Below are 23217 nucleotides of genomic sequence, written 5' to 3'. Positions count from 1 at the left end.
GACTTGATTTCAACATCGCCAATAGAGGAACGATCCCATGGGGCTTACTTCAGCACTCTTCACCGGCCTTTCAGGTTTGAACAGCAGCCAATTCCGGCTGGACGTGATCGGCGACAACATCGCCAACATCAACACGACGGGCTTCAAGGGTTCGCGAACACTCTTCCAGACGCAGTTCGCCCGCACGCTTTCGTCGGGCACGAAGCCCGGCACGGTTCAGGGCGGCACGAACCCGGCGCAGATCGGCCTGGGCTCGACGGTCGGCTCCATCCAGCGATCCTTTACCGCCGGGTCCATTGAATCGACCGGCGTGCCGAGTGATCTGGCGATCGAGGGCGACGGCTTTTTCATCCTGCGGACGCCGGAGAATGAGAAGGTCTTTACCCGCGACGGCGCGTTCACGCTCAGCGCCGACAACCGCCTGATTACGACAGACGGCTTTTTTGTGCAGGGTTTCGGCGTCAATCAGGATTTTGAGTTGATTCCCGGGGCGGTGTCGGATCTGACTATCCCGCTCGGCGCGCTGACTGCCGCGAAGGCGACGACGGCCGCGCAGCTCGATGGGACACTCAATTCGAGCGGTGTTCTGGCGACGCAGGGAAATATTCTGCAATCGCAGATCCTCCATGACGCGGCGAACGTTCCGATCACCGGCGCGACGCTCTTGACGGATGTCCGGAACCCCGCCGGACCGCCCCTATTGGCGGCGGGCGATGTCATCACAATCAATGGCATCAAGCGCGGTGGTCGCGATGTCCCCGCGGAAAGCTTCATCGTGGGCACGACGGGCACGACGGTCACGGATTTCCTCAACTGGATGGACGAGGTGACGGGCATCGAGACGACGGCGGGCGTCGCGGGATCGCCCGGCTCGGCGGTCACTGCGACCGGTCAACTGGAGTTGCGCAGCAACGCGGGGACGCAGAACGCGATCAGCATCGCGTCCGGGACGCTGACCAGCAACGGCACGACGCAGATTCCGTTTACCTTCACCGAGACGCAGACCGCCAATGGCGAGAGCGCGACGACCTCCTTTGTAATTTATGACTCGCTGGGAACTCCGCTGCCGGTAAACCTGACGATGGTGCTGGAGGCGCGGACGACGGGCAGCAGTACGTGGCGCTATTACGCGACGGCCGCGGGCGATTCGGATGTCGACTTCGCCGTGGGGACCGGCACGGTGACCTTTGACGCCAACGGGCAGTTCCTCGATTCGCCGGCCAACAGCATTTCGATCAACCGGGCGGGCAGCGGGGCGAACGATCCCGTGCCGATCACGCTCAATTTCTCACGGCTCAGCGGTCTGAACACCGCGACGTCGTCGCTGGTCATGAGCTTCCAGGACGGCTTCTCGACCGGCACGCTGCTGGACTACAACATCGGCCAGGACGGGATCATCACGGGCACGTTCACCAACGGCCTCAACCAGACGATCGGCCAGATCGCGCTGGCGACGTTTTCCAACCCGGCTGGTCTGATTGCCCGGTCGAACAACACGTACTTCATCGGTCCCAACAGCGGCGAGGCGCGGATCACGGCGCCGTTGACGCTGGGCGCGGGGCGGATCTCGGCGGGTTCGCTGGAATTGTCCAACGTGGACCTGTCGCGCGAGTTCATCAACCTGATCACGTCGTCGACGGCCTTTTCGGCGGCGGGGCGGGTGATTTCGACGTCGGATCAGTTGTTGCAGGAGCTGTTGTTGATCGGGCGGCGGTAGCCGTAGGGCGGGCTCTGCACGACGACGGCTACTTTCCGATCTTGGATGCTGTCCAATACCCGGTGAAAGCCAAGCGCGATCGATCGTCTGCCCAACTTTGCAAATCGTCCTTATCCTGCGAATCTAATTCGCTGGCAAAAAGCTCTACGATGTAACCGTCCTTTACATATTCCAGACTAATCATGGGGAGGGTTGATGAGGCCGCGCCCGTCGCACACGGGGCGCCAAGTTGTAATTTTGATTCGATTTCGTCTATTCGCAAGATTCTCGTCATATCAACTGCTGCAAGAAATGTTGAAATTCTGCTGTCAGTTGCTGCGTCAATTGTGAGACGAATACGATAGGTGCGCCGTGCGGCTCCATTCTCATCGAGACGGTGCCCGCTTTTCTCCTCAGCCTTACCGATCCAGTACAAACGCGGACAATATCGAAACTGTGAGCGATCACATATTTCACAAGTAGGCGGATCTTCAATTCGCACTGGAACAGCCGCCAATTCAATCTTTGTATCGTTCTTCAAATAGGTAAACCACCAATAGGGGTCGAGAAAAGATGGAGAACGGAAATCGACCGGGTTGCCGATTCGCAAGTCACGTTCTACGTCTGATAGCAACGGGTCGTAGTTGGAATGATTTATGCGATCGAGAGACTGTTTATACGTGCACTCGGAAGGTGTTGAGGGAGATAGTGAGTGTTGAACACACCCAAGTCCGAACAGCGGGATGACAAGAGCGTGCCAGCCGATCAGTTTCAGATAGGTCATCGCAAAGCACCAATTCGTTCCAATCAAGCGGATAAGACGGTTCAAAGAAGTATATTGCCGGTCACCCTACAGAGCATTAGCGCGACAAGACCGCCGCATAACCCCCGCCGCGATCGAGGTCGGGCAGGGTGAACGATTCCTCGGCGATGCGCCATTGCGGACTTCGTTGGCAGAACGCGCGCGACTGATCCTCGTTTTCCTCTTTTTCCAGCGAGCAGGTCGTGTAGATGATGCGCGACTGCGCACCGGCGAGGGCGGCGGCGCGGTCCAGCAGGTCCGATTGGATTTTTGTCAGGGCCGTCAGGGTTTTTTGACTGGCGCGATAACGGGCCTCGGGGCGGCGGGCGAGGACGCCGGTGTTCGTGCAGGGGGAGTCGAGGAGGATCAGGTCCGGCGGGCGGCCGATTCCCGATAGCGCCGCATCGAGCGCGTCGAGCGGCGTCGTTTGCACAATCCTGAGGCCGAGTCGCTCGGCACCGGTCGCCACGTGGGTCAGCTTGGCGTAGTCGATGTCGGTGGCGAGCACGATTCCTTCGTTGCCCATCAGTTCGGCCGCCTGGGTGGATTTCGTTCCCACGCCGGCGCAGAGGTCGAGCACGAATTCGCCGGGCCGGGGCGGTGACAGATTGAGCGCGATCTGCGCCGTGCTGTCCTGTGGTTGGCAGAGGCCCTCTTGGAATAGGGATTGAGGGATTGAGGGATTCAGGGATTGAGGGTTCGACGCCGCAGAAACCAGTACGGCCGGGGTTCCCTCAATGATCCGAGCCGCTTGCCCCTCGGATTTCAGGCGATCGACCAGTGCGTCGGGAGTCGTCTTCAATCGATTGGGGCGCAGCACCAGTGGCGGGCGGAACTGACCGGCCTCGCAGACTTGGCGGCAGCGCTGCGGCTTGAAGCGGCGATGCCAGCGCTCGACGAGCCAAGGGGGATGGCCCGTCGCGGCGATCAGGTAGTCAAGCGGTTTGCGCGTGGGATCGGGAAAGACGTCTACGGTGAATACCCGCCCACGTGCAGGTTCGACGGCCAGGTAGCGGCGGGGGTCCGGCTCGGAGGGCTTTTCCACCATCGGTCCGCGAAATTGGGCGACCTTGCGGAGCAGGGCGTTGACCATTTCGGCCGTGCCGCGACCGTGACGCTTGGCCATGCGCACGGCCTGATCGACGGCGGCGTGCTCGGGGATGCGTTCGAGCCAGCAGAGTTGGTAAACACCGAGTGCGAGGATGACGCGGATCGGAGGCCGCAGCCCTCCCCAGCGACCGCGATAGAAGTGCGCGGCGATGTGCTCGGCGATGATGCGGACTCGCGCGACGCCCATGACGAGTTCGAGGGCCAGGCCCGCGTTCGCCTCGGAGAGCGGCTGGGCTCGTTGCCACTCGTCGAGCAGGTCGCGGCCGAAATATTCGCCGTCATAGGCGGCGACGAGCGCCCGCAGCGCGCGTTCACGAGAATCCAGTTTGGCAGGCGCGCGTGGAGTCATTTATCTGGACTCGATGGGCAGGAAGCGATCGCCCGGGGCGACGTGCCGGCCGTTGACGAAGTCCTGCCACGGCATGAGCCGACCGCCGGCCGGTTTGATCTCCAGGATTTCGAGTTCACCGTCGGCTGTGCGCACGCTGAGGACTTCTGTGATGCGACCGGTTTCTTGAGCGCCGGCGGGCGTTGTTCGACCTTCATAGGGGCGTGCTCGGGCGAGGGTTACGATCTCGTCGCGGCGGCCGTCCGCGGAGCAATACCGGCACGTCGCGCCGGGCCAACTCCACAGGCCCAGAATCCGGTTGGCGAGTTGGGCCGCCGGTTTATCGAAGGCGATGTGCCCATCGTTCTTGCTCAATTTCGGGGCGATCGTGGCCTTCGCCGCATCCTGCGGCGTGCCGGGGGTGTCAGGCTGTGCGGCGAGAAGCTCCAGCGTCGCGCGGACGGCATCACAGCCGATCCGTGCCAGGCGATCGTGCAGTTCATCGGCGGTCTCCACGTCGCCGATCGCTGTGCGCCGCTGCACCAGAATCGGCCCGGCGTCCATTTTTTCGACGAGACGGAAGACGGTCACGCCGGTTTCGTGGTCGCCGTTGATGATCGCCCAGTTGATCGGGGCCGCCCCGCGGAGCGCGGGAAGCAGCGAGGCATGGAGATTGACGATGCCGACGGGAAACGCCGTGAGCAGTTCCTTGCCGATCTTCTGGCCAAAGGCCGCGACATAGGCCAGGTCCGCGCCGAGCGATTTCAATTGGGCGGTCATCTGCGCGCTGTTGACGTCGTCGGTCGTCAGAACCGAAAGCCCCAGATCGATGGCCGCCGATTTGGCGGGCGTCGGCTTCACTTCCTTCCCACGACCGCGCGGACGGTCGGGCTGGGTCACGACGGCGACGATATCGTGGCCGTCGCCGGCGATGGACCGCAGGGTGGGGATGGCGAACTCGCCGGAGCCGAAGAAGAGGATGCGCATCAGTAGTCCGTGGGCGGTGTTCAGGGATCAGTAAGCGATTTTTTTGTGTCCGCCACGGCGGATCTTCGATTCGTGATCGGCCTCAAGTTGGCGGATCGCCTTGCGATTGGCGATCTTGTCGGACTCCGACATACGGTCGATGATCAGCCGTCCTTCGAGGTGGTCGCATTCGTGCTGCCAGCAGCGAGCCAGCAGATCCGAGCCTGCTTCTTCGATCGGCCGACCTTGAAGGTCGAACGCATGAATCCTGCACGATAGCGGCCGCCGTACATTGACGGTTACGTCGGGAATGGACAGGCATCCCTCCTCGCGGTCGGCCTGGTCGACGAAATCCGTCAGCCGGGGGTTGACGTACACGTGGTCGTCCTTGGGATCCCCGGTCGGATTGCAGATGAACATTCGCAGCAGGACTCCTAGCTGCGGGGCCGCCAGACCGACGCCTTCGTGCTGGCGCATGAGCAGGAACATTCGCTCGGCGAGCGCCGCCAGCTCCTCGTCGAAGCGTTCGACGACCCCGCAGGCCTTCCGCAGGCGCGCGTCGGGGTAGTTGATAATCTGCAAGGCGGCGACGTCCAATGGCATTCGCGGGAGACTCCTACAAACAAGATCGTCTGTTATAATGATCTTAGCGGAGCCGTGCTTCGCACGAAACACGAATGTTCTCGGGCCCGGCCCGCTTCATCCGCCCCGGCGGAACTTCGACCCGGTGAATTGATTGGCGATGGGAAGAGACGGAGACACCGGCGGAACGTCGCAACCCGCAGGCGCGGCCGGTGGGCGATGGTCCACCAGTCCGGAGAACCAGGCCAAGGCCCGCAAGTTCTTCGAGCACGCCAAAAAATCGGCGGAGACCCGCAACTACGACTATGCGGTGCAGCTCTACTGCGACGGCCTGGCCTTTTGGCCGGACGCGGTGGAAGAGGGTCTCAAACCGCTTCGCGTCGTGGCGACGGCCCGGCGGCTGGAGGGCGGCAAGGGCGCGGGGTTCATGGCCTCGCGCAAGCTGCCCACGACCGGCAAGGACGTGCTCAAATCGCTGAGCAACGCGATGCATCTTTACGGCCTGGACCCTGCCAACATCGGTCACATGGAGGAGATTCTCAAGCTGGCCGCCAAGGCGGGTTGTGACCGGGTGGTGCATTGGATCGCGCCGGTCATTGCGGATGCGTTCAACTCGGCGAAGAAACTGCCGGCGACGCATTATCAGGAGGCCTGCGCGAACATGGACGCCGGGGCGGAGCTGGCCATGCGCGGCGGCGACGATCAGATGGCCATGGAGATTCTGAACGCGGCGATTGCCACCTCGCAGATCTGGAATCAGCAGCACCCGGACTCCACGGACGCGCCGCGGGCGCGAAGCAACGCGACCGGGAAGTTGACGATCCTGAAGGGCAAGTTCGACAAGGCCGGCGGCTTCGAGGAGTCGCTCAAGGATCGCGAGGGCCAGCGGGAATTACACGATCGGGACAGGGCGGTGCATACCGTCGATCGCAATTTGGAACTGGTGGCGCGGGCGCGGGCCGTTTGGGAGGAAAACCGCCACGTGCCGGCGAAATTGCTGAGCCTGGTCGACCTGATGGTCCGCGTCGAGAACGAGGAGACGGAGAATCAGGCGATCGCGCTGTTGGAGGAAGAATATAAGACGAGCGCGAACTATGTCTTCAAGATGAAGGCTGACGATGTGCGCATGCGCCAACTCAATCGCCGCCGCCGCGAATGGACCGACAAAGTCAAGTCGAATCCGGAGGATGCGGCGTCGCGCAGCGCCCTTGCCGCGCACGCCGCTGCGCAAACCGAGGCCGAAATCGCCATCTTTCAGGATCGGCTTGCCCATTATCCGACCGAGGCGCGGATTCGCTTTCAACTGGCTACTCGTTACTTCGCCAGCCGTCGGTTTGACGACGCGATCCCGCTCTTTCAGCAGGCCCAGGCGGATGGGCGGTTTCGGGGGGAGAGCCGCCTGTACATCGGCCGGTGCTTCTACGAAAAGGGGTTCAGCGATCAGGCGATTCAGACGCTTCGCGGGGCGGCGGCCGATCTCGATTCGACCACAACCACGACCGCGCTGGAGACGAACTATTGGCTGGGTCGGGCCCTCGAGAAATCGAATCTGGCGGGGGACGCCCGGAAGGTCTATGGCGATTTGATCCAACTCGATTACAATTATCGCGATGCCCGGCAGCGATTGGAAAAGCTGTCGGCGACACCTTCGTAGAGGATGGATGGTTGAAGACGGTCGGGTGGGCTAGACCACCCCGGACACCACAGGAGCACGACATTGGAAAGATCACTCTCGTCTAGAAAGCGGATGCGCCAGAACGCGAAGCGCGCCGCCCGGAACAAGGCCCGCATCTCGCTCATCAAGACCAAAGTCCGCAAGGTCACGGAGACGGTCGCCGCCAAGGACGCGGCCGGTGCGGACAAGGCATTTCGCGAGGCCGCGCAGGTCCTGGACCGAAGCTCGCTGCGCCATGCGATCCATCGCAACACCGCCGCCCGGCGCAAGAGCCGCCTGGCCAAGCGGCTGAACGCGATGGCGGGCGCCAAGAAGTAGGCGCCGGTTTCGACGGTGTCCCCCACCGATCCGCAACCCTTTGTCTCCCGCGCTGGTCACAAGCTGGCCCATGCCCTGACGACGTTCGGCGTTTCGCCGATGGGATGGGTCTGCGCCGATCTCGGGGCGAATACCGGGGGATTCACGGAATGTCTGCTTCGCGCCGGGGCGGCGCGGGTGTACGCGGTCGAGCGGGGGTACGGTGTACTGGCCTATGTGCTGCGCAGCGACCCGCGCGTGATCGTGATGGAGCGGACCGATGCGCTGCACGTGACGTTGCCCGAACCGGTGCGATTGGTCACGATCGACGCGGGCTGGACGCGGCAGCCGCTTATCCTGCCGGTTGCTCGGAGACTTTTGGGTCCGGACGGCCAGATCATCTCGCTGGTCAAGCCGCATTATGAGGCGCCGCCGGAGCGGCTGGCGGGCGGCGTGCTGCCGGATGATCGCACGGAGGAAGTGCTCGCGCCGCTCCGCGCCGGGCTGGCATCTCTTGGCCTGCACCTGACGGCGGAATGCGAAAGCCCGATCCGTGGACATGCGGGAAACCGCGAGGCGCTGTGGCTGCTTGAGCCGGCGCCACGCCCGTCCTCACATTGAAATTGATCACGTCGCAGACAGAGGCCTTTACTCAAGGGGTCTCAGGGCGACGCGCATAGATTTTGTACAAACCGTTATCGAAGAGCTTGTCGGCGCGATTTTCGAATTCGCCAAGGAGTCGGCCGGTCTCCACTGGCGGAAGATCGCAATAGGTGTATTGCGCGCCCGGCCGCGTGTAGAGGATCACGGCGTGCCCGCGATCGAAGGCGTCCATCAGCGGGGCGGCCTCGCAGGAGAGGATGACGCCGTCGGGGCCCCGGTCGTGGAGCGGCAGGCATTCCAGCAGCATTTCCGTTCGCCAGGAGTTGGTATAGACCGGCGCGGGAAGATCCAGGCGCTGGAGGGCGCGGCTGAGTTGTGTATGCGGCAAGAGGCCCACGCCCAAACTGCGACACCAGAAAAGGAGCGAAAGCGTGAGGAGTCCGATTCCCGAGGCCTGCGCGAGGCTTTTGCGAACGAAGAGCGCGAGCCCGAGGGCAAACACACTCGCCAGACCGGCGGCCCATGTGATGGCCGTCGTCGGTGCGATGGAAGGCATGGCGTAGTAAGCCGCGCCGAGTGCAAGGCCGACGAGGACGCCCTGTACAACGGCACGGCGATGCAAATGCGGCGAAAGCGTGGCGACGATGATCGCCGCCATCGGAAAAATGAACATGTGCAGATAGCGAGGAACTTTGCGGAGCGGCAGGAACGGCGTACCGAACTCGTAGACGAGATAGAGCGCCAGGAGCCAGAGCGCGGCGACGCGCCAGGCCCAGCGCTCGCGATCCGTACGCCCTCGTACAAAGAGGCCGACCGCCAGGCAGACGGCGGCGGGACGAGCGATGGCGAGATACCCCGCGTCGGTCAGCAGGATGCGCTGAACTTCATAGAAATCGGCCGTCACGATTTTGGTTCCGATTTCCCCCACCTTGCGAACAAAGACCTTCAGGAGCAGGGTTCCGAAGCTCATGGCCTCGGCGCGCGTCTCATTCGCCTGGGCGACGGCGGCGAATTCCAGGAACGGCGTGCCGCCGGCAGTCCAGAAAAAGACCAGTAATGGCAGGTACAGCGCGGCGGAGCCGGCCAGCATCCACGCCGCCAGGCGCAGCGCGCACCGCCACGGGTAAGTGGCGAGCAGCACTGCCACCAGGGCCGGCAGGAATATGACGGAAATCAGGTTCGAATTGTACGCCAGCGCAAAACAGAGGCCGCCGAGAAAGGCCGAACGCTTCAGCGGACGGGACAAGGATCGCGACAAATCGGAATGCACGGGGAGGTCGGACGGCCGCGACCGAATCACCAGCCACATGCACAGCGCCAGAAACAGAGACTGCACGGCGTCCGGGTAGAAACGGGTCGCCCAGCCGACGTCCCGGATGTTGATCGCCAAAATCGCCGCCATCAGCAGACCGGCGGCGCGCGAGCGGCACAGGTCCCGGCCGATCCCGTACGCAACAAGGATGGCCACGAGCGAGGCGAAGAAGAGCGGGACGGCGCAGGCGCGATCGTCCGGTCCGCACGTTCGGATGGCCAGCGCAAGGGGCAGGACGATGGTGTAGCGCAGCCAGGCATGGTTACCGTAGCCGCTGTGCGGAAAGCGATAGTCGCCGGATGCCAGATCGGAGGCGGCCTGTAGGTAGGCCATTTCGTCGGAATGATCGAAGCCCTTGAAGTGGTAGACGCGCAGGGCCGCTCCGACGAGGACGACCAGCGCGAGCAACAGGGCTGCATGCCGCGACGTCAGATCGGGGGGTGAGTCGGCGAGGGATGCCGGGCTGGGCGAGTTCACGGATGGGTAACCTGAGGGACTCGACGGACGAGGCGCGATCTGAACGGGGCGTCGTCGCGCTGTCAAGCGCGCGATCTTCGAGGAGCGCGTCGGTGCGCCGCCGCGGTCGTCATATTGACGCCGGCGCAATTCATTTCTAGACTCTGTATCGCCGCTATCTTGAATCGCCGCGCGTCTCTATGCGGAACGGCAGCGAGCGAAATCGTCTGAAACTTTCGCAAGAGGCCGGCCGCCAACGGATGGATTCCGACCCGCCAAAGACCATCGATCGATCGCCATTGACGGGACTGCCCGCCCGGCCACCGCCCGGTTGGGCCGCCTTTCTCCGACGCCATGACGGCTGGTTCGTCGCGCTGTTTCTGATTGTCCTGACCGTCGCCGCCTATCCGCGCGTGTTTCTCAAGGGGGAGGTCATTTCCCCGGCGTCCATCCTCTACTGGTATCCGCCGTGGGACCGGTTGTTGCCGGCCGACGCGATCCTCCCGAAGAACAACGTCCTTTCAGACGAGATCGACAGCACGATCCCGGAGGTCGAGTACCTGCGGGAACAAATCCTGCGTGGAGAGTTGCCCTCGTGGCGCGACATCAACTCCAACGGCACGCCCATGTTCTGGATCATTATCAACCAGCTCATGGTGGCCCCCTTGCTCCTGCTCGTGCTGATCTTTGATACGGCCCAGGGGCTGTCCATCTTTGCGCTCGCCCGGCAGTTCGCCGCCGGCTGGTTTTTCTACCAATACGCCCGAATCATGGGCATCGGTCGCTGGGCGAGCCTCGCGTCGGCGGTCGCCTTTACTTATGGCAGTTTTCCGGTGCAGACTTTCGGTCGGCCGCTTTCTTTTCAATTGATGCTCCTTCCCGTCTCGCTCTACGCGATGGAGCGCATCATTCGACAGACCAGTTTGCGCTGGATCGCCCTTCTACCTGTGCTGCTGCACTGGAATATCGTCTCCGGATTCCCGGCGGGGACGATTTACTGTTTTTATTTTCTCGTGTTATACGGGCTCTATCGTCTCGCCGCGCAGCCGGGCCGGCGGCTGCGATTGCTGGGCCTCTTTGTCTTGCTGGGCGGAGTGGCCGTACTGCTTTCCGCCCCCGCGCTCGTTGCGACAACGGATTTTTTCAAATCGTTCGACTGGTCGTATCGCGTGGAGCGTTGGCGCGCCTGTCTGCCCTGGATCAGCCTGACCACGACGCTCGTCCCTTTCCTTGCGGGCAACCCCGGGCGGTACGGCGACGCGCCGGAGCTCTACTATTGGTGGTTCGAGCACGGCGTCTATATCGGCGTACTGCCCATCCTCGCGCTGTGCGCCTCGCTCGTGTATTTCAGACCAGCCACCGGACGCTGGTTCTTCCTGGCGTTCGGTCTCTGGCTGTTCATTCTCCTCTTTGACGTGGGCGGAGTGCTGGAGCGCGTCATTCAGTACATTCCCGGCCTCAGGAGTAATCCCAATACGCGGCAGAAGGTGCTGCTCTACTTCGTGGCCTGCATTTTGGCGGCCTATGCGTTGGATGACATTGCGCGCGGGTGGGGTCGTCGACGGTTGTTTCGCTGGACCACGCTGGTGATAGCGGCTGTTCTGGCTGCCGCAGGATTTTCGACAGTCGAGCTCTGGTCGGGCGCTCCACTGACCGGCTTCGTCCGGGCGCACCTCTGGATCCAGCTCCCGGTCATACTGGTTTCTGCAATGATCTTGTTGATCGCGCGAATGAAGGGAATTACGTCGTCGGCGTTCAAGTTGTTCGCCATTGGACTGATCTTTGTCGATCTGCAATTGATGGATAAGTGCGCCCTTGGTCTGACCAACAAGGATACTGCGTCCGACTCCCAGCGCATTTCGGAATGCTTCAACATCCAGGCGTTCAGCGGGTGGAACCCGACGATCAAACCCCATCTCTATTTCCTTTCGACCCCCGGAATCTCGTTTTTGCAGGACAACCTTGGCGATGGGAAGATGCTGAGCCTCGATCGGGCTTTCCTGGCGAACACTCCACTCTATTTCGGATTGAACAACATCAGCGGGCGGGCGTTCCTTTCGACGCGGGAGAAGGAGATGTATCGCATCATTGCCGACGACGCCTTCCGTGACAGCCCCACACAGTTTCTCTTCAAGAGCAATAGCTCGACGCGGCTCGACCGCCAATTCGTCGACGCCCTCGGCGTCAAATACGTGGTTCTTTCACCGGGACAGTCCATGGACAATCTGCTTCGCGATGATTTTCTGCGCCAAAAAGAATGGAACCATCAACTCCCGATGGCGCCCGGAACCCGATTGCGTCAAAGTTTCTCCGCTCCGAAGTCAGCCGCGATCAATACGGTCACTCTGCGCGTCGCGGAGTATCAGCTGGAGGATGCTGCATCGCTGTCGTTGACGCTGTCCGACGAAACTGGGCAAGGAACAGCGGCCGAATCCAAGGGGATCTGGTCGCCGGTGCGAGGCTCAGTCGTATTTGAGTTCCCCACATACACTTTTGAGGAAGGCCGTCGGTATGTCGCGGAATTCACCGTCGATCGCGAAGCCGCCGGATCGCTCAGCGCTCTCTGCACGCGCGACGTGCATTTCATTTCCGGCGGAGAGCTGACTGTGGAAGGAACGAAGTGGCCGGGCGACTTAAGCCTGTCGATGTATCGCGATATTCAATGGTCATCCGACGCAGTCAACGGCAAAGCTGATCTGACCAAGTTCGAATTAGCGCACCGCGATGACCTGGTCATTTACGAAAACAAGAACGCCTTCCCCCGTGCGTGGCTGGTCGGCGGGCTTCGGTACGCGACCGATGAGGAGATTCTCGCCGGCTTGAAATCAGATGCCCTGGACTTGCGGCGGGGGGCGTGGGCGCCGATCGGCGAACAACCCAACATCGGCGACGCAGGAAAGATCGCGGATGTGTCCGGCCGCGTTGCCGCAAGTTCCTTGAAGAGCAGCCGCCAGACTTTTGAGGTTCAAACCGATCGAGACGGTTTCCTGATCGTCAACGATAACTTTCATCGCAACTGGTCCGCGCGGATCGACGGCGTGCCGACTCCGATCTTTCGCGCGGATTACAATTTTCGCGGCGTACGCATTCCCCAGGGGACCCATGTCGTCGAGTTCACCTATCGGCCGCCCTATTTGTACGCGACACTCGCCGTGTCGATCCTGACCGCCGCAGCGCTGGCGGGAGGCGTGCTTCGGGCCGCGCGGCGAAGGCGGGCTTGTCGCGACGCCATGGCGGTCGGTTGAAGCGGTCCCCAGTGTCGGATACGATGCCTGCTCGCCTGGCCATGATAATGAGTCCCGCTGCGATCATGCCGTCCCCTGCCGCTCGAAAGCCTGCGATCCATCCCGGCGCGCCGGGACAGCGCCTTGTCGTGGGCCTCCCCGCGCTGAACGAGGCGAGGACCATTGGCGACGTGATCTACGCGATTCCTCGAGAGATTCCCGGCATCAAGGACGTCCAGGTGCTGGTCATCGACGACGGCAGCAGCGATGAGACCGGGCCGCGGGCCGTCGAGGCCGGGGCGCAGGTCCTTCGCCACGAATCGACGCGCGGCGTCGGCGCGGCGTTTCAGACCGCTCTCGCTTATGCCATTGAGCGCGACGCCGACATGTTCGTCAGCATCGACGCCGACGGACAATTCGATCCCAAGACGATCCCGCAACTGATCGAGCCGGTCGTCGCGGGTCGCGCGGATTTCAGCACCGCCTCGCGCTTTGCGGACCCGGCCCTGACGCCGCGAATGCCATGGATCAAGCGCTGGGGCAATCGCATGATGAGCCGGCTGATTTCACGGCTGGCGGGCCGGTCGTTCTACGACGTCTCCTGCGGGATGCGCTGCTACAACCGCCGCGCGGCGCTGAGCCTGAACCTGCTGGGCCGTTTCACCTATACGCAGGAGGTGTTCCTCAATCTCGCCTTCAAGAACATGCGGATCGTCGAAGTGCCGATCACGGTTCGCGGCGAGCGCGAGCACGGCAAGAGCCGCGTGGCGAGCAACCTCTTTAGCTACGCCTTCAAGACCAGCCGCATTATCTTTCGCTGTTATCGCGATTATCACCCGCTGCGGTTCTTTGGAGGGCTGGTCGCGTTGACGATGATCCCGGCCGCGGGACTGGCGGCGTTTCTGCTCGTTCACTACTTTCGTACGGGCTCCTTTTCCCCGCACAAGTGGGCGGGCTTCACCGCCGCGGGCCTGACGTTGATCGGCCTGATCTTCCTGCACGTCGGCATCATCGGCGACATGCTCAATCGCCACCGAATCTATCTCGAGGAACTGCTGTACTACAGCCGCCGGGGCCCCAACGGGAAGGGTGGCGACGATGAGTGAGCCTCCGATTCGCTCCGCGGAGCGGTTTCTGGTCTTTGGAGCGCCCGCGATTGCCGAGGCCGAGATTGCCGATGTCGTCGCCAGCATGAAGTCGGGCTGGCTGGGCACGGGGCCGAAGGTCCAGCGATTCGAAGAGGACTTCAAACGATATAAAGGCGCGGACCACGCGGTCGCGGTCAATTCCTGCACTGCGGCGCTGCACCTGAGCCTGGTCGCCGCCGGACTGAAACCCGGCGACGAGGTCATCACGACGCCGCTGACGTTTTGCGCGACGGTGAACACGATCATCCACGCCGGGGCGACGCCGATCCTGGCGGACGTCGACCCCCGGACGATGAACATTGACCCCGATCGGGTGCAGGAAAAAATCACGCCGCGGGCGCGGGCGATCGTCCCGGTCCATTTCGCCGGTCGCCCCTGTGACATGGATCGATTGATGGAGCTGGCCCGCCGCCACGACCTCAAGGTCATCGAAGACTGCGCCCACGCCATCGAGACGCAATATCACGGCCGACCGGCGGGGACGTTCGGCGATTTCGGCTGCTTCAGCTTCTACGTCACCAAGAATGTCATCACCGGCGAAGGCGGGATGGTCCTGGCGAAGCGCGAGCCGGACGCGGCGAGGATCAAGGTGCTGGCCCTGCACGGCATGAGCAAGGACGCGTGGAAGCGGTTCAGCGACGAGGGCTACAAACACTACCACGTTGTGGAGGCGGGCTTTAAGTACAACATGATGGATCTTCAGGCGGCGATCGGCATTCACCAGCTTCAGCGCGTGGAGGCGAATTGGTTGCGGCGGCGGGAAATCTGGCGGCGGTACGATGAGGCGCTTGCCGCGCTACCGGTTGGGCGACCGGCCGCGCCGGAGCCGGAAACGCGACACGCGCTGCATTTGTACACACTTCTGATCGATGAGGCGCGGTGCGGCATGACGCGGGACGGGCTTCTTGAGGCGATGACGCGGCAGAACATCGGCGTCGGCGTCCATTACCTCAGCATACCCGAGCATCCGTTCTATCGGGAGAGATTCGGCTGGAGACCGGAGGAATATCCGCATGCGCAGGGCATCGGCCGCCAGACGGTCAGCATCCCGCTTTCCGCCCGGTTGACCGATGAAGACGTCGACGATGTCATCGCGGCCGTCCGCCGCTGCCTCAAAAAGTGATGGCCAGTTTGGTTCGCCGACTTTCACCCACGAAATGAAAATCTGGATCATCACCAGCTCGTTTCCCCTGAACGCGGCCGATGCGCGGGCGGCGGCAGGGCTTTTTGTCAAAGATTTCGCCATAGTGATGGCGGAATTGGGTCACGAAATTACCGTCATCACCCCGGACAAACTCGGCGGCGACAAGGTGGATCCGCCGGGAGTGCGCGTCCACTGGTTCGCCTGGCGCGGGGGGCGCAAGACGCTGTCGACGATGAAACCGTATCACCCCAGCGATGCATTGGCGATGCTGTCGTTGTTTCGAGAGGGTCGGAAGACGCTCGAAACACTCTACGAGCAGAGCGCGCCGGATCATGTACTGGCGATGTGGGCCGTCCCGGCCGGGTATCTGGCGATGGGACTCAAGGCCCGGCATGGCGTGCCGTTCACGACGTGGTGCCTGGGTTCGGATATCTGGGTGTATGGCAAGTACCCGATCCTGCGCGGCGTCGTGCGGCGCGTGCTGAAGGCGAGCGACTACATCTTTGCCGACGGTCTGCAGCTCGCAGACGATGCGCAGCGCCTCGGGGGCCGTCCATGTCCGTTCATGGCCTCCAGTCGGAGACTGAATCGCGCGCTCATTCAACCCCTGGACTTGCCGAACACGGGCACGCGGTTTCTCTTCATCGGCCGTTACGCTCCGGTCAAGGGCGTCGATGTCCTGCTCGAAGCGATGGCCGAGTACGCCCGCCATGAACCGAGCGGGCATCTTTTCATGTTCGGCGGCGGGCCGCTCGAAGCGCAACTTCGCGAGCGCGCCGACCGACCGGACTTGCGGGGCCGCGTGACGATCGGGGGTTATGCCGATGAGGCCACGGCTGTCTCCTATCTGGGGGCGTGCGATTGCGTGATCGTCCCCTCGCGGATGGAGAGCATCCCGGTCATCTTCTCCGATGCGCTACAAATGAACCGACCGCTGATCGTCACGGACGTCGGCGATATGGGGCGGCTCCTGCGCGAGGAGCCCGCGGGCCTCGTCGTGCCGCCAGTAGACAGCGCCGCGTTGTGCGCGGCGATGAGGGCAATGGCAACGGGTGATCGGCGTCGTTACGATGGGCCGGTTCGCGCATTGGCGGAACGATTCGACGTGTCGAGGACTGCACAGGAATGGCTGAAACAGGTCAAACCTCCATGAATGCGTGTGGCGAACTCGACGTAAAGGAATCGGTCTCGGAAGGCGCTGCCATAGGCCGGTCCGATGCGCGGCCCGCGACGAAGGCCGGCCTCTTCGCCCGCCTGAGAATGCAATGGGAGACGGCCCTCGAAGGCTCCGAACTCTATTGGTATGCGTCGTCGGCATACTACCCCTCCGCGACACAAATTATTCCTCTCCTTAAGAAATCGGCCCGCGGCAAATTGCTGGATGTCGGCTGCGGCAAGATGCCCTTCCGAAAATACATCGAAGGCCAGGTCGAATCCTATGACGGCTTGGATATCGAACGGCGTTCCCCGAAGACGCGTTTTATCGCCGACGCACACGACATGGGGGTCATACCGACCGGCAGTTACGACACCGTGATTTCAATAAGTGCCCTGGAGCACATGGCGCGGCCGTGGGTCGCAGTGCGGGAGATGCGCCGCGTGTGCCGGCCCGGCGGACTGGTCGTGGTGTGCGTCCCCCATATGTCCCGTTTGCACGAAGAACCGCACGATTACTTCCGGTTCTCACCGTACGGTCTGGCCTCTCTCGGACAGTGGGCGGGGCTGTGCGTCCAAAAAACGCAGCCGGCGGGCGGCCTGTTTTGTATGTTGGGCCATCAGATATCGACGATCGTCCTTACGCTTGGATGGGTGATACCGCTCGTGAGATGGTTTTTCTTCGGGCTCAATTATTTGCTGATCGTCTGGCCCTGCGTCATGCTCGATCGCTTGTTGCGATCGCACCTCAAGTTTCCCATGAACGTGGTCGCCGTGTATCGCGTTCCCGACCAGGACCCTCTTGAAGGCTCAATGCGGGACAGTCCTCGCGGCTCCGATGCTGAAACAAGGTAACGATCTACACACCGCGGAGCCGAACGCCGCCCAGACGGCATCGCCCGAACCGGGCTCGTCGGCCAGGAGGAAATTGCGGACGCTAGTCTGCGCGGTCATTCTGATTGCGTTTTTCGGCTGGGCGGGTTGGTACGGCTATCGCCATCGCCAGGAGTTCTTGATCCTCGGGGAGGCGCCGTGGTGGAGCGTCGTGGCCTTGGCTGCGGCGTCCGCCGCGACGATCTACTGTAATGGACTGTATATCAAATTCGTGCTGCAGGCCTTTGGCGTGGACCTGCCCGCGAAAGAGTGGCTATCCCTCACTGTGGCCACGTCCATACTGAACTTCCTGTCACCCATGCGCGGCGGCTCGGCGATGCGTGCCGTCTACCTGAAAGCGCGCTACCGGTTTTCGTTCACCGATTTCTTCAGCTCGCTGGGCGCGATGTATCTCATGTACGGATTTGTCCACGCGTGCATGGGCCTGTGCGGCGCCGCATTACTCTGGGGTAGTTCCATTCACCCACCACTTCCGCTGACGGCATTCTTTGGCGCGGTGGCCGTAATTTCGATACTACTGATGACCGTGCCGATTCGAGTTCCCTGGCCGGAGACCTTCGGTTTTCGACAGCTCGCCAGAATACTGGAAGGATGGGGTCTTCTGCGGCGAAACTCACGCGTCTTTGCGTGGCTGATGGTTGTGACGGTCCTTTACGCTCTCCTCTCCGTGGTTCAGTTCAAGATCGCATTCTTCGGTATTGGCGCGCCGGTGCAGTGGGGCGCCATCATGCTCTACACCGCCGGTCAGGGGTTGGCCATGCTCATCACCATCACGCCGGGAGCGCTGGGCGTCGCCGAATGGACCGGCGTGTATTTGGGAGTCATCCTTTCCTGTACGCCGGCGCAGGTACTCCTAATCCAGCTCCTGGTTCGCGCGACGTACATATCGGTCTTATTTCTGGCTTCGCCCTTCGTCGGGCGGTTCTTAGTAGCGGCCCAAACTCAGCCAACTCCGTCGGCTACGCCTCGCGGAAATGCTTGAGAGCGATCAGACGGTTCTTGGCGCGGCGGCTCATTGACCACAGCGCTCGCGAGAATTTATTTCTCGCCTTGCGATGCACACGATAGGGCTTCGCCCCCCAGCGCAGATATACATCCGGCAGCATAAACCGGTCGGAGTTTAGATAGAGCCCCTTCAGCCCCCATTCCCTCGCCCGCGCGACGGCCGCGGCGAAGAGCGAGCTGTAGAGACCGCGACCGCGATAGGCGGGGTCCATGTAGGCGTAGTGCAATTGTCCGATTTCCCTTTCGCCATACTGGTTCAGGGCGCAGACGTAGATGCCTCCTATCAGCCGTTCCCCGTCGAGCAGGTACAGCGGCGATTCGTCGCGCCAGCCGGGAAGTTCACCGTAATAGGGCGCCGCCCAGCTCAAGAAGTGCGATTGAATGAGCGACCGCTCCCGCTCCCGAACGGCCGGGCGGACTTCCGGGCCGGCGATGCGAAACCCTTCGGGGAGCTGGCGCGTCGTGCCGGGATAGTCGGACAGATCGAGCCTTAGAATCGTGTACTCTTCGACTTCATCAGTGAATTGCATGGCGTGGTCGGTTACGGCGGCGACGCGCCGCGTTTGAAGCGTAGCAAGCCCTCGTAGAGTCGTATCCGGAGGTCAATGTACCACCATCGGAAGAGGAAGCGATTGACGGGGCCCGTGCGATAGCGAATCCGTTCCCAGAACCAGGCCAGTCTTGCCACCGGGGCCGACAGGGTTCGCGCGATGCGAAGGAGCGGGTACCAACGAACAAAACGACGGCCGAAGGTCAGCTTCTGGGCCTGTTCCGGATGGCGCTGGTGGAAATAGCCGAGGGAGTAGCCCGCCTTGTGCTTCTTGCGCCGGAAGGACTGATACTCCGGGTGGTAATCGTGCAGGACGCGAAGTTCGGGCAGGAAGACCATTCGTCGGTCGCCGCCCAGGAGCCTGAATCCAAACTCGATATCTTCGACGCCATAGACGCTGAAGCCTTCGTCGAATCGCGTGTCGCCCAAAATCTCGCGCGGGATGGCCACGCAGGCGGTGTAGAAGTAGTTGGGCGGCACATTTGCATTGTCCGGGAAGTCATAGATGTTCACGTCCTGGACCTGAAGCAGGTAGCGCTCGAAGGGATCAGTCGAGTCATCCCACGGTGCGACAATCCGACCGAGCAGGTTGCGGCCGGGATGTTCGCGATGGGCGCGCAGGACGTGGCGGATGAAATCCGGTCCCACGAGGATGTCGTCGTCCAGCAGGAGGACGATCGGCGCCTTCGCCGCCTCGAGTCCCATGTTCCGCGCCGCCGCCGCGCCCGGCTTGTCGCTCCGCTGCGCGGTCAGGTTGTCGTAGCGTTGGATCTGCTCCTCCAGCATCTGCGGCGTCCGATCGCCCGACGCACTATCCACGACGATGACCTCGAATCGATCCGCTCCGACGTCCTGGGCCATGAGTCGTTGCAGCACGAGCGGAAAGCTCTCCGCGCGATTGTGCGTGGGGATCACGACGCTTATGGCCAAACCGCTTGAAATGGTGTCGACCTGCGGTTCGCGCGATGCCGTGTCCCTCGCCAGCGCCAGATCCTGGGCATGTCGTCCGAACAACCAGCCGTTGAAAAAGACCCACGGGTGGCGCCCCAGCGCGCCGCGCCGCTCCCGACCGCGAAGCGCGGCGGGCAGCGCCCGAAGCGATGCGAATATGGCCTTGAGTGTGAGCCATTTGTGCCACGCGGGATTGCGCGAAAGGATCGCCAGCCGCAACATCGCCGCATAGTGCAGTGCCAACTCCGATTTCGAGCCGTACATCGCGTGCATGAGCGCGCCGTTGCGCATCGTGTAGTAGTGCTGCGTCTTGGGCGTCTTCCGCGGATCGAGGTCTTCGGTGTAATGCTCTACAACCGCATCGGGGACGTAGATGCACTTCCATCCATGCAGCCACATCCGCCACGACAGATCGACATCCTCGACGTACATGAAGAAGTTCCGCTCGAAGCCGCCGCCCACGCGTCGCAGGGCCGCCGGCCGAATCATCATGCACGCCCCGCTGCACCAACTCGTCTCATGCGTCACGGCGTCGTAATACTTCGGATGCTCGCGGGGGAATTGCCGTGCCTCGGCGATGCCGACCTGGGGATCGTCCTCCAGCACGGCGACCAGTTTGTTGATGACGTCCGGCGCGAGCGAGGTGTCGAGGTTGACGACGAAAAAGTAATCGCCCTCGGCGTAGCGAAACGCCTCCTCGTAACCGCCGGTGAAGCCGAGGTTGCGACCGGTGGCGACAAAGTCCACGCGCATGGGAAGGGTCGGCACGGCGGCCTTAATTCGCGCCACCGAATCGTCGTGCGAACCGTTGTCGACGAAAACGAGCCTCAGCCGATCGGCGGGATAGTCCAGCTTGCGGAGGCTGGCGGTGAAGCCGTCCAGCCAGCGCGACGAGTTGTAGCACACGACCAGGATGTCCACGCGCGGCAGACCCACGTGCTTGGCTTTCTCGGCAAGGCGGTCGCGTTCGGCGCGAACGTCGTGCAGTTCCCGCCGAAGGGCGTATTGCGCGGCCCGCGCGGCGACGACGGCCTGGCCGAACGTCGCACTGGCCACCAGGAAGTCCGGGGACATCGGCCAGTCCAACTCGGCCTCCAGCGATAGTGAGCCGTCAGAGGTCGCCCGCGATTCGATCGGGCACTCCAGGACGATTTGCGGATCGTCCGAGGTCGCCGTGAAGGTCTCCCCGATGGCGGTTCGTCCGTATTCGAGATTCTCCATTCGGCTCGATTGGGCGATCTGTTCGGGACTTGGCCAATCCAGCAAGACTTCGCTTGGTTTCCCATCGGAGTCCCTGCGAACCAATCTCAGGGAGAAGAGATGCAGGAAGCCCGGCCGATCCACGGGGTCCCAGCGCAGGAGGCGTGGCGACACGCCGGCGGGTAGATCAAAGACGACGCGCTGGCGATCCGGGCCCAGTGCAAGATGTCGAATCACACAGCGATCTTCCGCGAACGATTCGTCAGCCGCCGCCCAATAGAGCTTCGTGAAGAAAAAAGGCGTACGCGGAGGCTCGCTGGGGGCCGTTTCGCCAACCTTTGTTCCCGTCCCCGGGTTCGCCGCCACCAGGAATTGATAGACCAGCGCGTCCGGATGTTTCATCAGCCCCGCGCGCAGCCCCGGCGGCAATTCCTCGAGCGTCCTTGAAAACTCCGTGTTTTCTGGCGGCAGAATAACGGCATCCTCGGCCTCAATATGAAATCCCGTCGCGCGGAGCATGTCGTGCACAGTCCGTCGCGTGAAAAAGCGAAGATGCGTCCGATCCAGGAGCCCGTCTCTCCGATAGTCGAACCGCCCCTCCAGCAATTCCGCGACCAATCCGACGTGACCGACATTGGGAATCGAAAGCAGGAGTTGCCCGCCGGGCTTGAGCAAAGTTCGGCAGGACTCCAATACCCTCCATGGGTTCTTGAGATGTTCGAGGACGTCCGCCACGATGATGAAGTCGTATTCCCCGGAAGCGAAGCGATCCGACAATTCGATCGCGTCGAGATCGGCCACCCACATCTCCCGGGCGAAGGGCGCGGCCTTCTCCGCCATCGCCGCCGAGTATTCAACGCAATCGACGGTACAGTCGAGGTGTTCTTTCAAGTAGCGCGTCAGGTAGCCGATGGCCGGCCCCAGCTCCAGAACGACCGATCGCGGCCGGATCCACCGTACCAGCTTGGCCAGCGAATCGTCGCCGTTCGGGTCCACCTTCCTTTGGTAGACGCTGGATTGATCCATGACGACGCGCTCCTTCGTGGGGGCCTGTGGAATGGGAGTCGTCATGGCGATCAATACTTCTTGGGAGGTGGTTGGCCGGTCTTGGCCCGGTGCTCTACGAGGACGCGCTCCTCACGGGCCAGCGTCAGGTCGTGCTCCGTCATCATTTTGGCCAGTTCCTTGAACGTAACTCTTGCGTTCCAGCCGAGCTTCTGCCGGGCCTTGCTCGCGTCGCCCTGGAGGTGGTCGACTTCCGCCGGACGGAAATAGCGGGGGTCGATCTCCACGTGCTTCTGCCAGTCGAGACCCAGCAAGCCGAAGACTTCTTCGACGAATTCACGGACGGAATGCGACTCGCTGGTGGCAATCACATAATCCTCGGGCTGATTCTGTTGCAGCATCCGCCACATGGCGTCGACATAATCGCCCGCGAATCCCCAGTCGCGCCGTGCGTCGAGATTGCCGAGAAAGAGCTTGTCCTGCAGCCCTTCCTTTATCCGCGTCGCCGCGCGGGTGATCTTGCGCGTGACAAAGGTCTCACCGCGCCGCGGGCTCTCGTGGTTAAAGAGGATGCCGTTGGCGGCAAACATTCCATAGGCCTCACGATAGTTCACCGTTTGCCAATAAGAGAAGACCTTCGCGCATCCATAAGGGCTGCGTGGGTAAAACGGCGTCTCTTCCGTCTGCGGCGTCTCTCTGGCTTTGCCGAACATCTCACTGCTCGCGGCCTGATAGAACCGCGACGTTACCCCCGTCTCGCGGATCGCCTCTAACAGCCGAAGCGTGCCGAGGGCGTCCGTGTTGGCGGTATAGACAGGTTGGTCGAAGCTCACGCGGACATGCGACTGCGCCCCGAGGTTGTAAATCTCCTGCGGCGCGACATCGCTGAGGATCCGGCGCAGCCCCGCGCCGTCCGTCAGGTCGCCGTAGTGCAGGAAGAAGCGGGTCGACTCCAGGTGCGGATCGCGATAAAGGTGCTCGATCCGCTGCGTGCCGAAGGTGCTCGACCGGCGGACGATTCCGTGGACCTCGTAACCCTTGTCCAGAAGCAGTTCGGCGAGATAGCTGCCGTCCTGCCCCGTGATCCCCGTGATGAGCGCTTTCTTGGTCATAA

General features: G+C 62.3%; 18 protein-coding genes. 10 read left to right on the top strand and 8 right to left on the bottom strand.

Annotated features, from left to right (window positions below):
- The first annotated feature begins 37 nt into the window (after positions 1-37).
- Positions 38-1717: a flagellar hook-basal body complex protein gene (locus tag VJZ71_09785; protein HKQ48346.1), complete on the top strand. Its 1680-nt coding sequence runs from the start codon at positions 38-40 to the stop codon at positions 1715-1717.
- Between the two features lie 28 nt (positions 1718-1745).
- Here VJZ71_09785 and VJZ71_09780 read toward each other — a convergent pair whose 3' ends face one another.
- The 4 genes from VJZ71_09780 to def all read right to left on the bottom strand — a co-directional run bounded on the left by VJZ71_09780 (position 1746) and on the right by def (position 5505).
- Positions 1746-2480, bottom strand: a complete 735-nt coding sequence (locus VJZ71_09780) for a hypothetical protein (GenBank protein ID HKQ48345.1) — start codon at positions 2478-2480, stop codon at positions 1746-1748.
- 76 nt (positions 2481-2556) lie between these two features.
- Entirely contained in the window at positions 2557-3957 is a 1401-nt protein-coding gene (locus VJZ71_09775; GenBank protein ID HKQ48344.1) for a transcription antitermination factor NusB, read from the bottom strand.
- A complete protein-coding gene (gene fmt, locus VJZ71_09770) occupies positions 3958-4923 on the bottom strand; it encodes a methionyl-tRNA formyltransferase (GenBank protein HKQ48343.1) in 966 nt (321 codons plus the stop codon).
- Between the two features lie 27 nt (positions 4924-4950).
- Complete coding sequence (gene def / locus VJZ71_09765; protein HKQ48342.1) at positions 4951-5505, bottom strand: peptide deformylase; 555 nt, start codon at positions 5503-5505, stop codon at positions 4951-4953.
- 139 nt (positions 5506-5644) lie between these two features.
- Between def and VJZ71_09760 the strand changes: the two genes are divergently transcribed.
- The 3 genes from VJZ71_09760 (at position 5645) to VJZ71_09750 (ending at position 8077) form a co-directional block, all read left to right on the top strand.
- A complete protein-coding gene (locus VJZ71_09760; protein HKQ48341.1) occupies positions 5645-7138 on the top strand; it encodes a hypothetical protein in 1494 nt (497 codons plus the stop codon).
- A 63-nt stretch (positions 7139-7201) separates the two neighbouring features.
- The gene (gene rpsT, locus VJZ71_09755; GenBank protein ID HKQ48340.1) at positions 7202-7477 is read left to right on the top strand and encodes a 30S ribosomal protein S20; all 276 of its coding nucleotides are present in this window, start codon (positions 7202-7204) and stop codon (positions 7475-7477) included.
- A gap of 15 nt (positions 7478-7492) precedes the next feature.
- Positions 7493-8077 (top strand): SAM-dependent methyltransferase, encoded by a 585-nt coding sequence (locus VJZ71_09750; GenBank protein ID HKQ48339.1) that lies wholly within the window; start codon positions 7493-7495, stop codon positions 8075-8077.
- A 31-nt stretch (positions 8078-8108) separates the two neighbouring features.
- On the opposite strand, the gene VJZ71_09745 is transcribed toward VJZ71_09750, so the two are convergent.
- The gene (locus tag VJZ71_09745; GenBank protein ID HKQ48338.1) at positions 8109-9848 is read right to left on the bottom strand and encodes a hypothetical protein; all 1740 of its coding nucleotides are present in this window, start codon (positions 9846-9848) and stop codon (positions 8109-8111) included.
- A gap of 179 nt (positions 9849-10027) precedes the next feature.
- Between VJZ71_09745 and VJZ71_09740 the strand changes: the two genes are divergently transcribed.
- The 6 genes from VJZ71_09740 (at position 10028) to VJZ71_09715 (ending at position 18374) form a co-directional block, all read left to right on the top strand.
- Positions 10028-13072: a YfhO family protein gene (locus VJZ71_09740; GenBank protein ID HKQ48337.1), complete on the top strand. Its 3045-nt coding sequence runs from the start codon at positions 10028-10030 to the stop codon at positions 13070-13072.
- Positions 13073-13137: 65 nt separating this feature from the next.
- Positions 13138-14157, top strand: coding sequence for a glycosyltransferase family 2 protein (locus VJZ71_09735; protein HKQ48336.1), 1020 nt, complete (start codon positions 13138-13140; stop codon positions 14155-14157).
- The gene (locus VJZ71_09730) at positions 14150-15322 is read left to right on the top strand and encodes a DegT/DnrJ/EryC1/StrS family aminotransferase (protein ID HKQ48335.1); all 1173 of its coding nucleotides are present in this window, start codon (positions 14150-14152) and stop codon (positions 15320-15322) included. The genes VJZ71_09735 and VJZ71_09730 overlap by 8 nt, the downstream gene beginning before the upstream one ends.
- Positions 15285-16496, top strand: coding sequence for a glycosyltransferase (locus tag VJZ71_09725; GenBank protein ID HKQ48334.1), 1212 nt, complete (start codon positions 15285-15287; stop codon positions 16494-16496). The genes VJZ71_09730 and VJZ71_09725 overlap by 38 nt, the downstream gene beginning before the upstream one ends.
- Positions 16469-17353, top strand: coding sequence for a class I SAM-dependent methyltransferase (locus tag VJZ71_09720; protein ID HKQ48333.1), 885 nt, complete (start codon positions 16469-16471; stop codon positions 17351-17353). The genes VJZ71_09725 and VJZ71_09720 overlap by 28 nt, the downstream gene beginning before the upstream one ends.
- On the top strand, positions 17337-18374 hold the full coding sequence (locus VJZ71_09715) for a lysylphosphatidylglycerol synthase transmembrane domain-containing protein (protein HKQ48332.1): 1038 nt from the start codon (positions 17337-17339) through the stop codon (positions 18372-18374). Before VJZ71_09720 ends, VJZ71_09715 begins: the two co-directional genes overlap by 17 nt.
- Here the strand turns inward: VJZ71_09715 and VJZ71_09710 are convergent.
- From VJZ71_09710 to gmd, 3 genes are read right to left on the bottom strand one after another with little or no spacing between them, the layout of a single operon-like run.
- Entirely contained in the window at positions 18352-18927 is a 576-nt protein-coding gene (locus VJZ71_09710; GenBank protein ID HKQ48331.1) for a GNAT family N-acetyltransferase, read from the bottom strand. The two genes, VJZ71_09715 and VJZ71_09710, sit on opposite strands and share 23 nt — an antisense overlap.
- A gap of 11 nt (positions 18928-18938) precedes the next feature.
- Positions 18939-22169, bottom strand: a complete 3231-nt coding sequence (locus tag VJZ71_09705) for a glycosyltransferase (protein HKQ48330.1) — start codon at positions 22167-22169, stop codon at positions 18939-18941.
- A 5-nt stretch (positions 22170-22174) separates the two neighbouring features.
- Entirely contained in the window at positions 22175-23215 is a 1041-nt protein-coding gene (gene gmd, locus VJZ71_09700) for a GDP-mannose 4,6-dehydratase (protein ID HKQ48329.1), read from the bottom strand.
- Positions 23216-23217 lie beyond the last annotated feature (2 nt).

Source organism: Phycisphaerae bacterium, assembly GCA_035275405.1.
GTDB lineage: Bacteria > Planctomycetota > Phycisphaerae > UBA1845 > UTPLA1 > DATEMU01.
The sequence above is the reverse complement of the archived record's forward strand: the minus strand, read 5'-3'. Positions and strand labels throughout refer to the sequence as shown.

Coding starts and splice junctions, on each gene's coding strand:
- VJZ71_09785 (HKQ48346.1), top strand. CDS start 38: ATGGGGCTTACTTCAGCACTCTTCACCGGCCTTTCAGGTTTGAACAGC.
- fmt (HKQ48343.1), bottom strand. CDS start 4,923: ATGCGCATCCTCTTCTTCGGCTCCGGCGAGTTCGCCATCCCCACCCTG.
- VJZ71_09705 (HKQ48330.1), bottom strand. CDS start 22,169: ATGACGACTCCCATTCCACAGGCCCCCACGAAGGAGCGCGTCGTCATG.
- def (HKQ48342.1), bottom strand. CDS start 5,505: ATGCCATTGGACGTCGCCGCCTTGCAGATTATCAACTACCCCGACGCG.
- VJZ71_09720 (HKQ48333.1), top strand. CDS start 16,469: ATGGCTGAAACAGGTCAAACCTCCATGAATGCGTGTGGCGAACTCGAC.
- VJZ71_09715 (HKQ48332.1), top strand. CDS start 17,337: ATGCTGAAACAAGGTAACGATCTACACACCGCGGAGCCGAACGCCGCC.
- VJZ71_09710 (HKQ48331.1), bottom strand. CDS start 18,927: ATGCAATTCACTGATGAAGTCGAAGAGTACACGATTCTAAGGCTCGAT.
- VJZ71_09780 (HKQ48345.1), bottom strand. CDS start 2,480: ATGACCTATCTGAAACTGATCGGCTGGCACGCTCTTGTCATCCCGCTG.
- VJZ71_09760 (HKQ48341.1), top strand. CDS start 5,645: ATGGGAAGAGACGGAGACACCGGCGGAACGTCGCAACCCGCAGGCGCG.
- VJZ71_09775 (HKQ48344.1), bottom strand. CDS start 3,957: ATGACTCCACGCGCGCCTGCCAAACTGGATTCTCGTGAACGCGCGCTG.
- VJZ71_09740 (HKQ48337.1), top strand. CDS start 10,028: ATGCGGAACGGCAGCGAGCGAAATCGTCTGAAACTTTCGCAAGAGGCC.
- gmd (HKQ48329.1), bottom strand. CDS start 23,215: ATGACCAAGAAAGCGCTCATCACGGGGATCACGGGGCAGGACGGCAGC.
- VJZ71_09735 (HKQ48336.1), top strand. CDS start 13,138: ATGCCGTCCCCTGCCGCTCGAAAGCCTGCGATCCATCCCGGCGCGCCG.
- VJZ71_09725 (HKQ48334.1), top strand. CDS start 15,285: ATGTCATCGCGGCCGTCCGCCGCTGCCTCAAAAAGTGATGGCCAGTTT.
- VJZ71_09730 (HKQ48335.1), top strand. CDS start 14,150: ATGAGTGAGCCTCCGATTCGCTCCGCGGAGCGGTTTCTGGTCTTTGGA.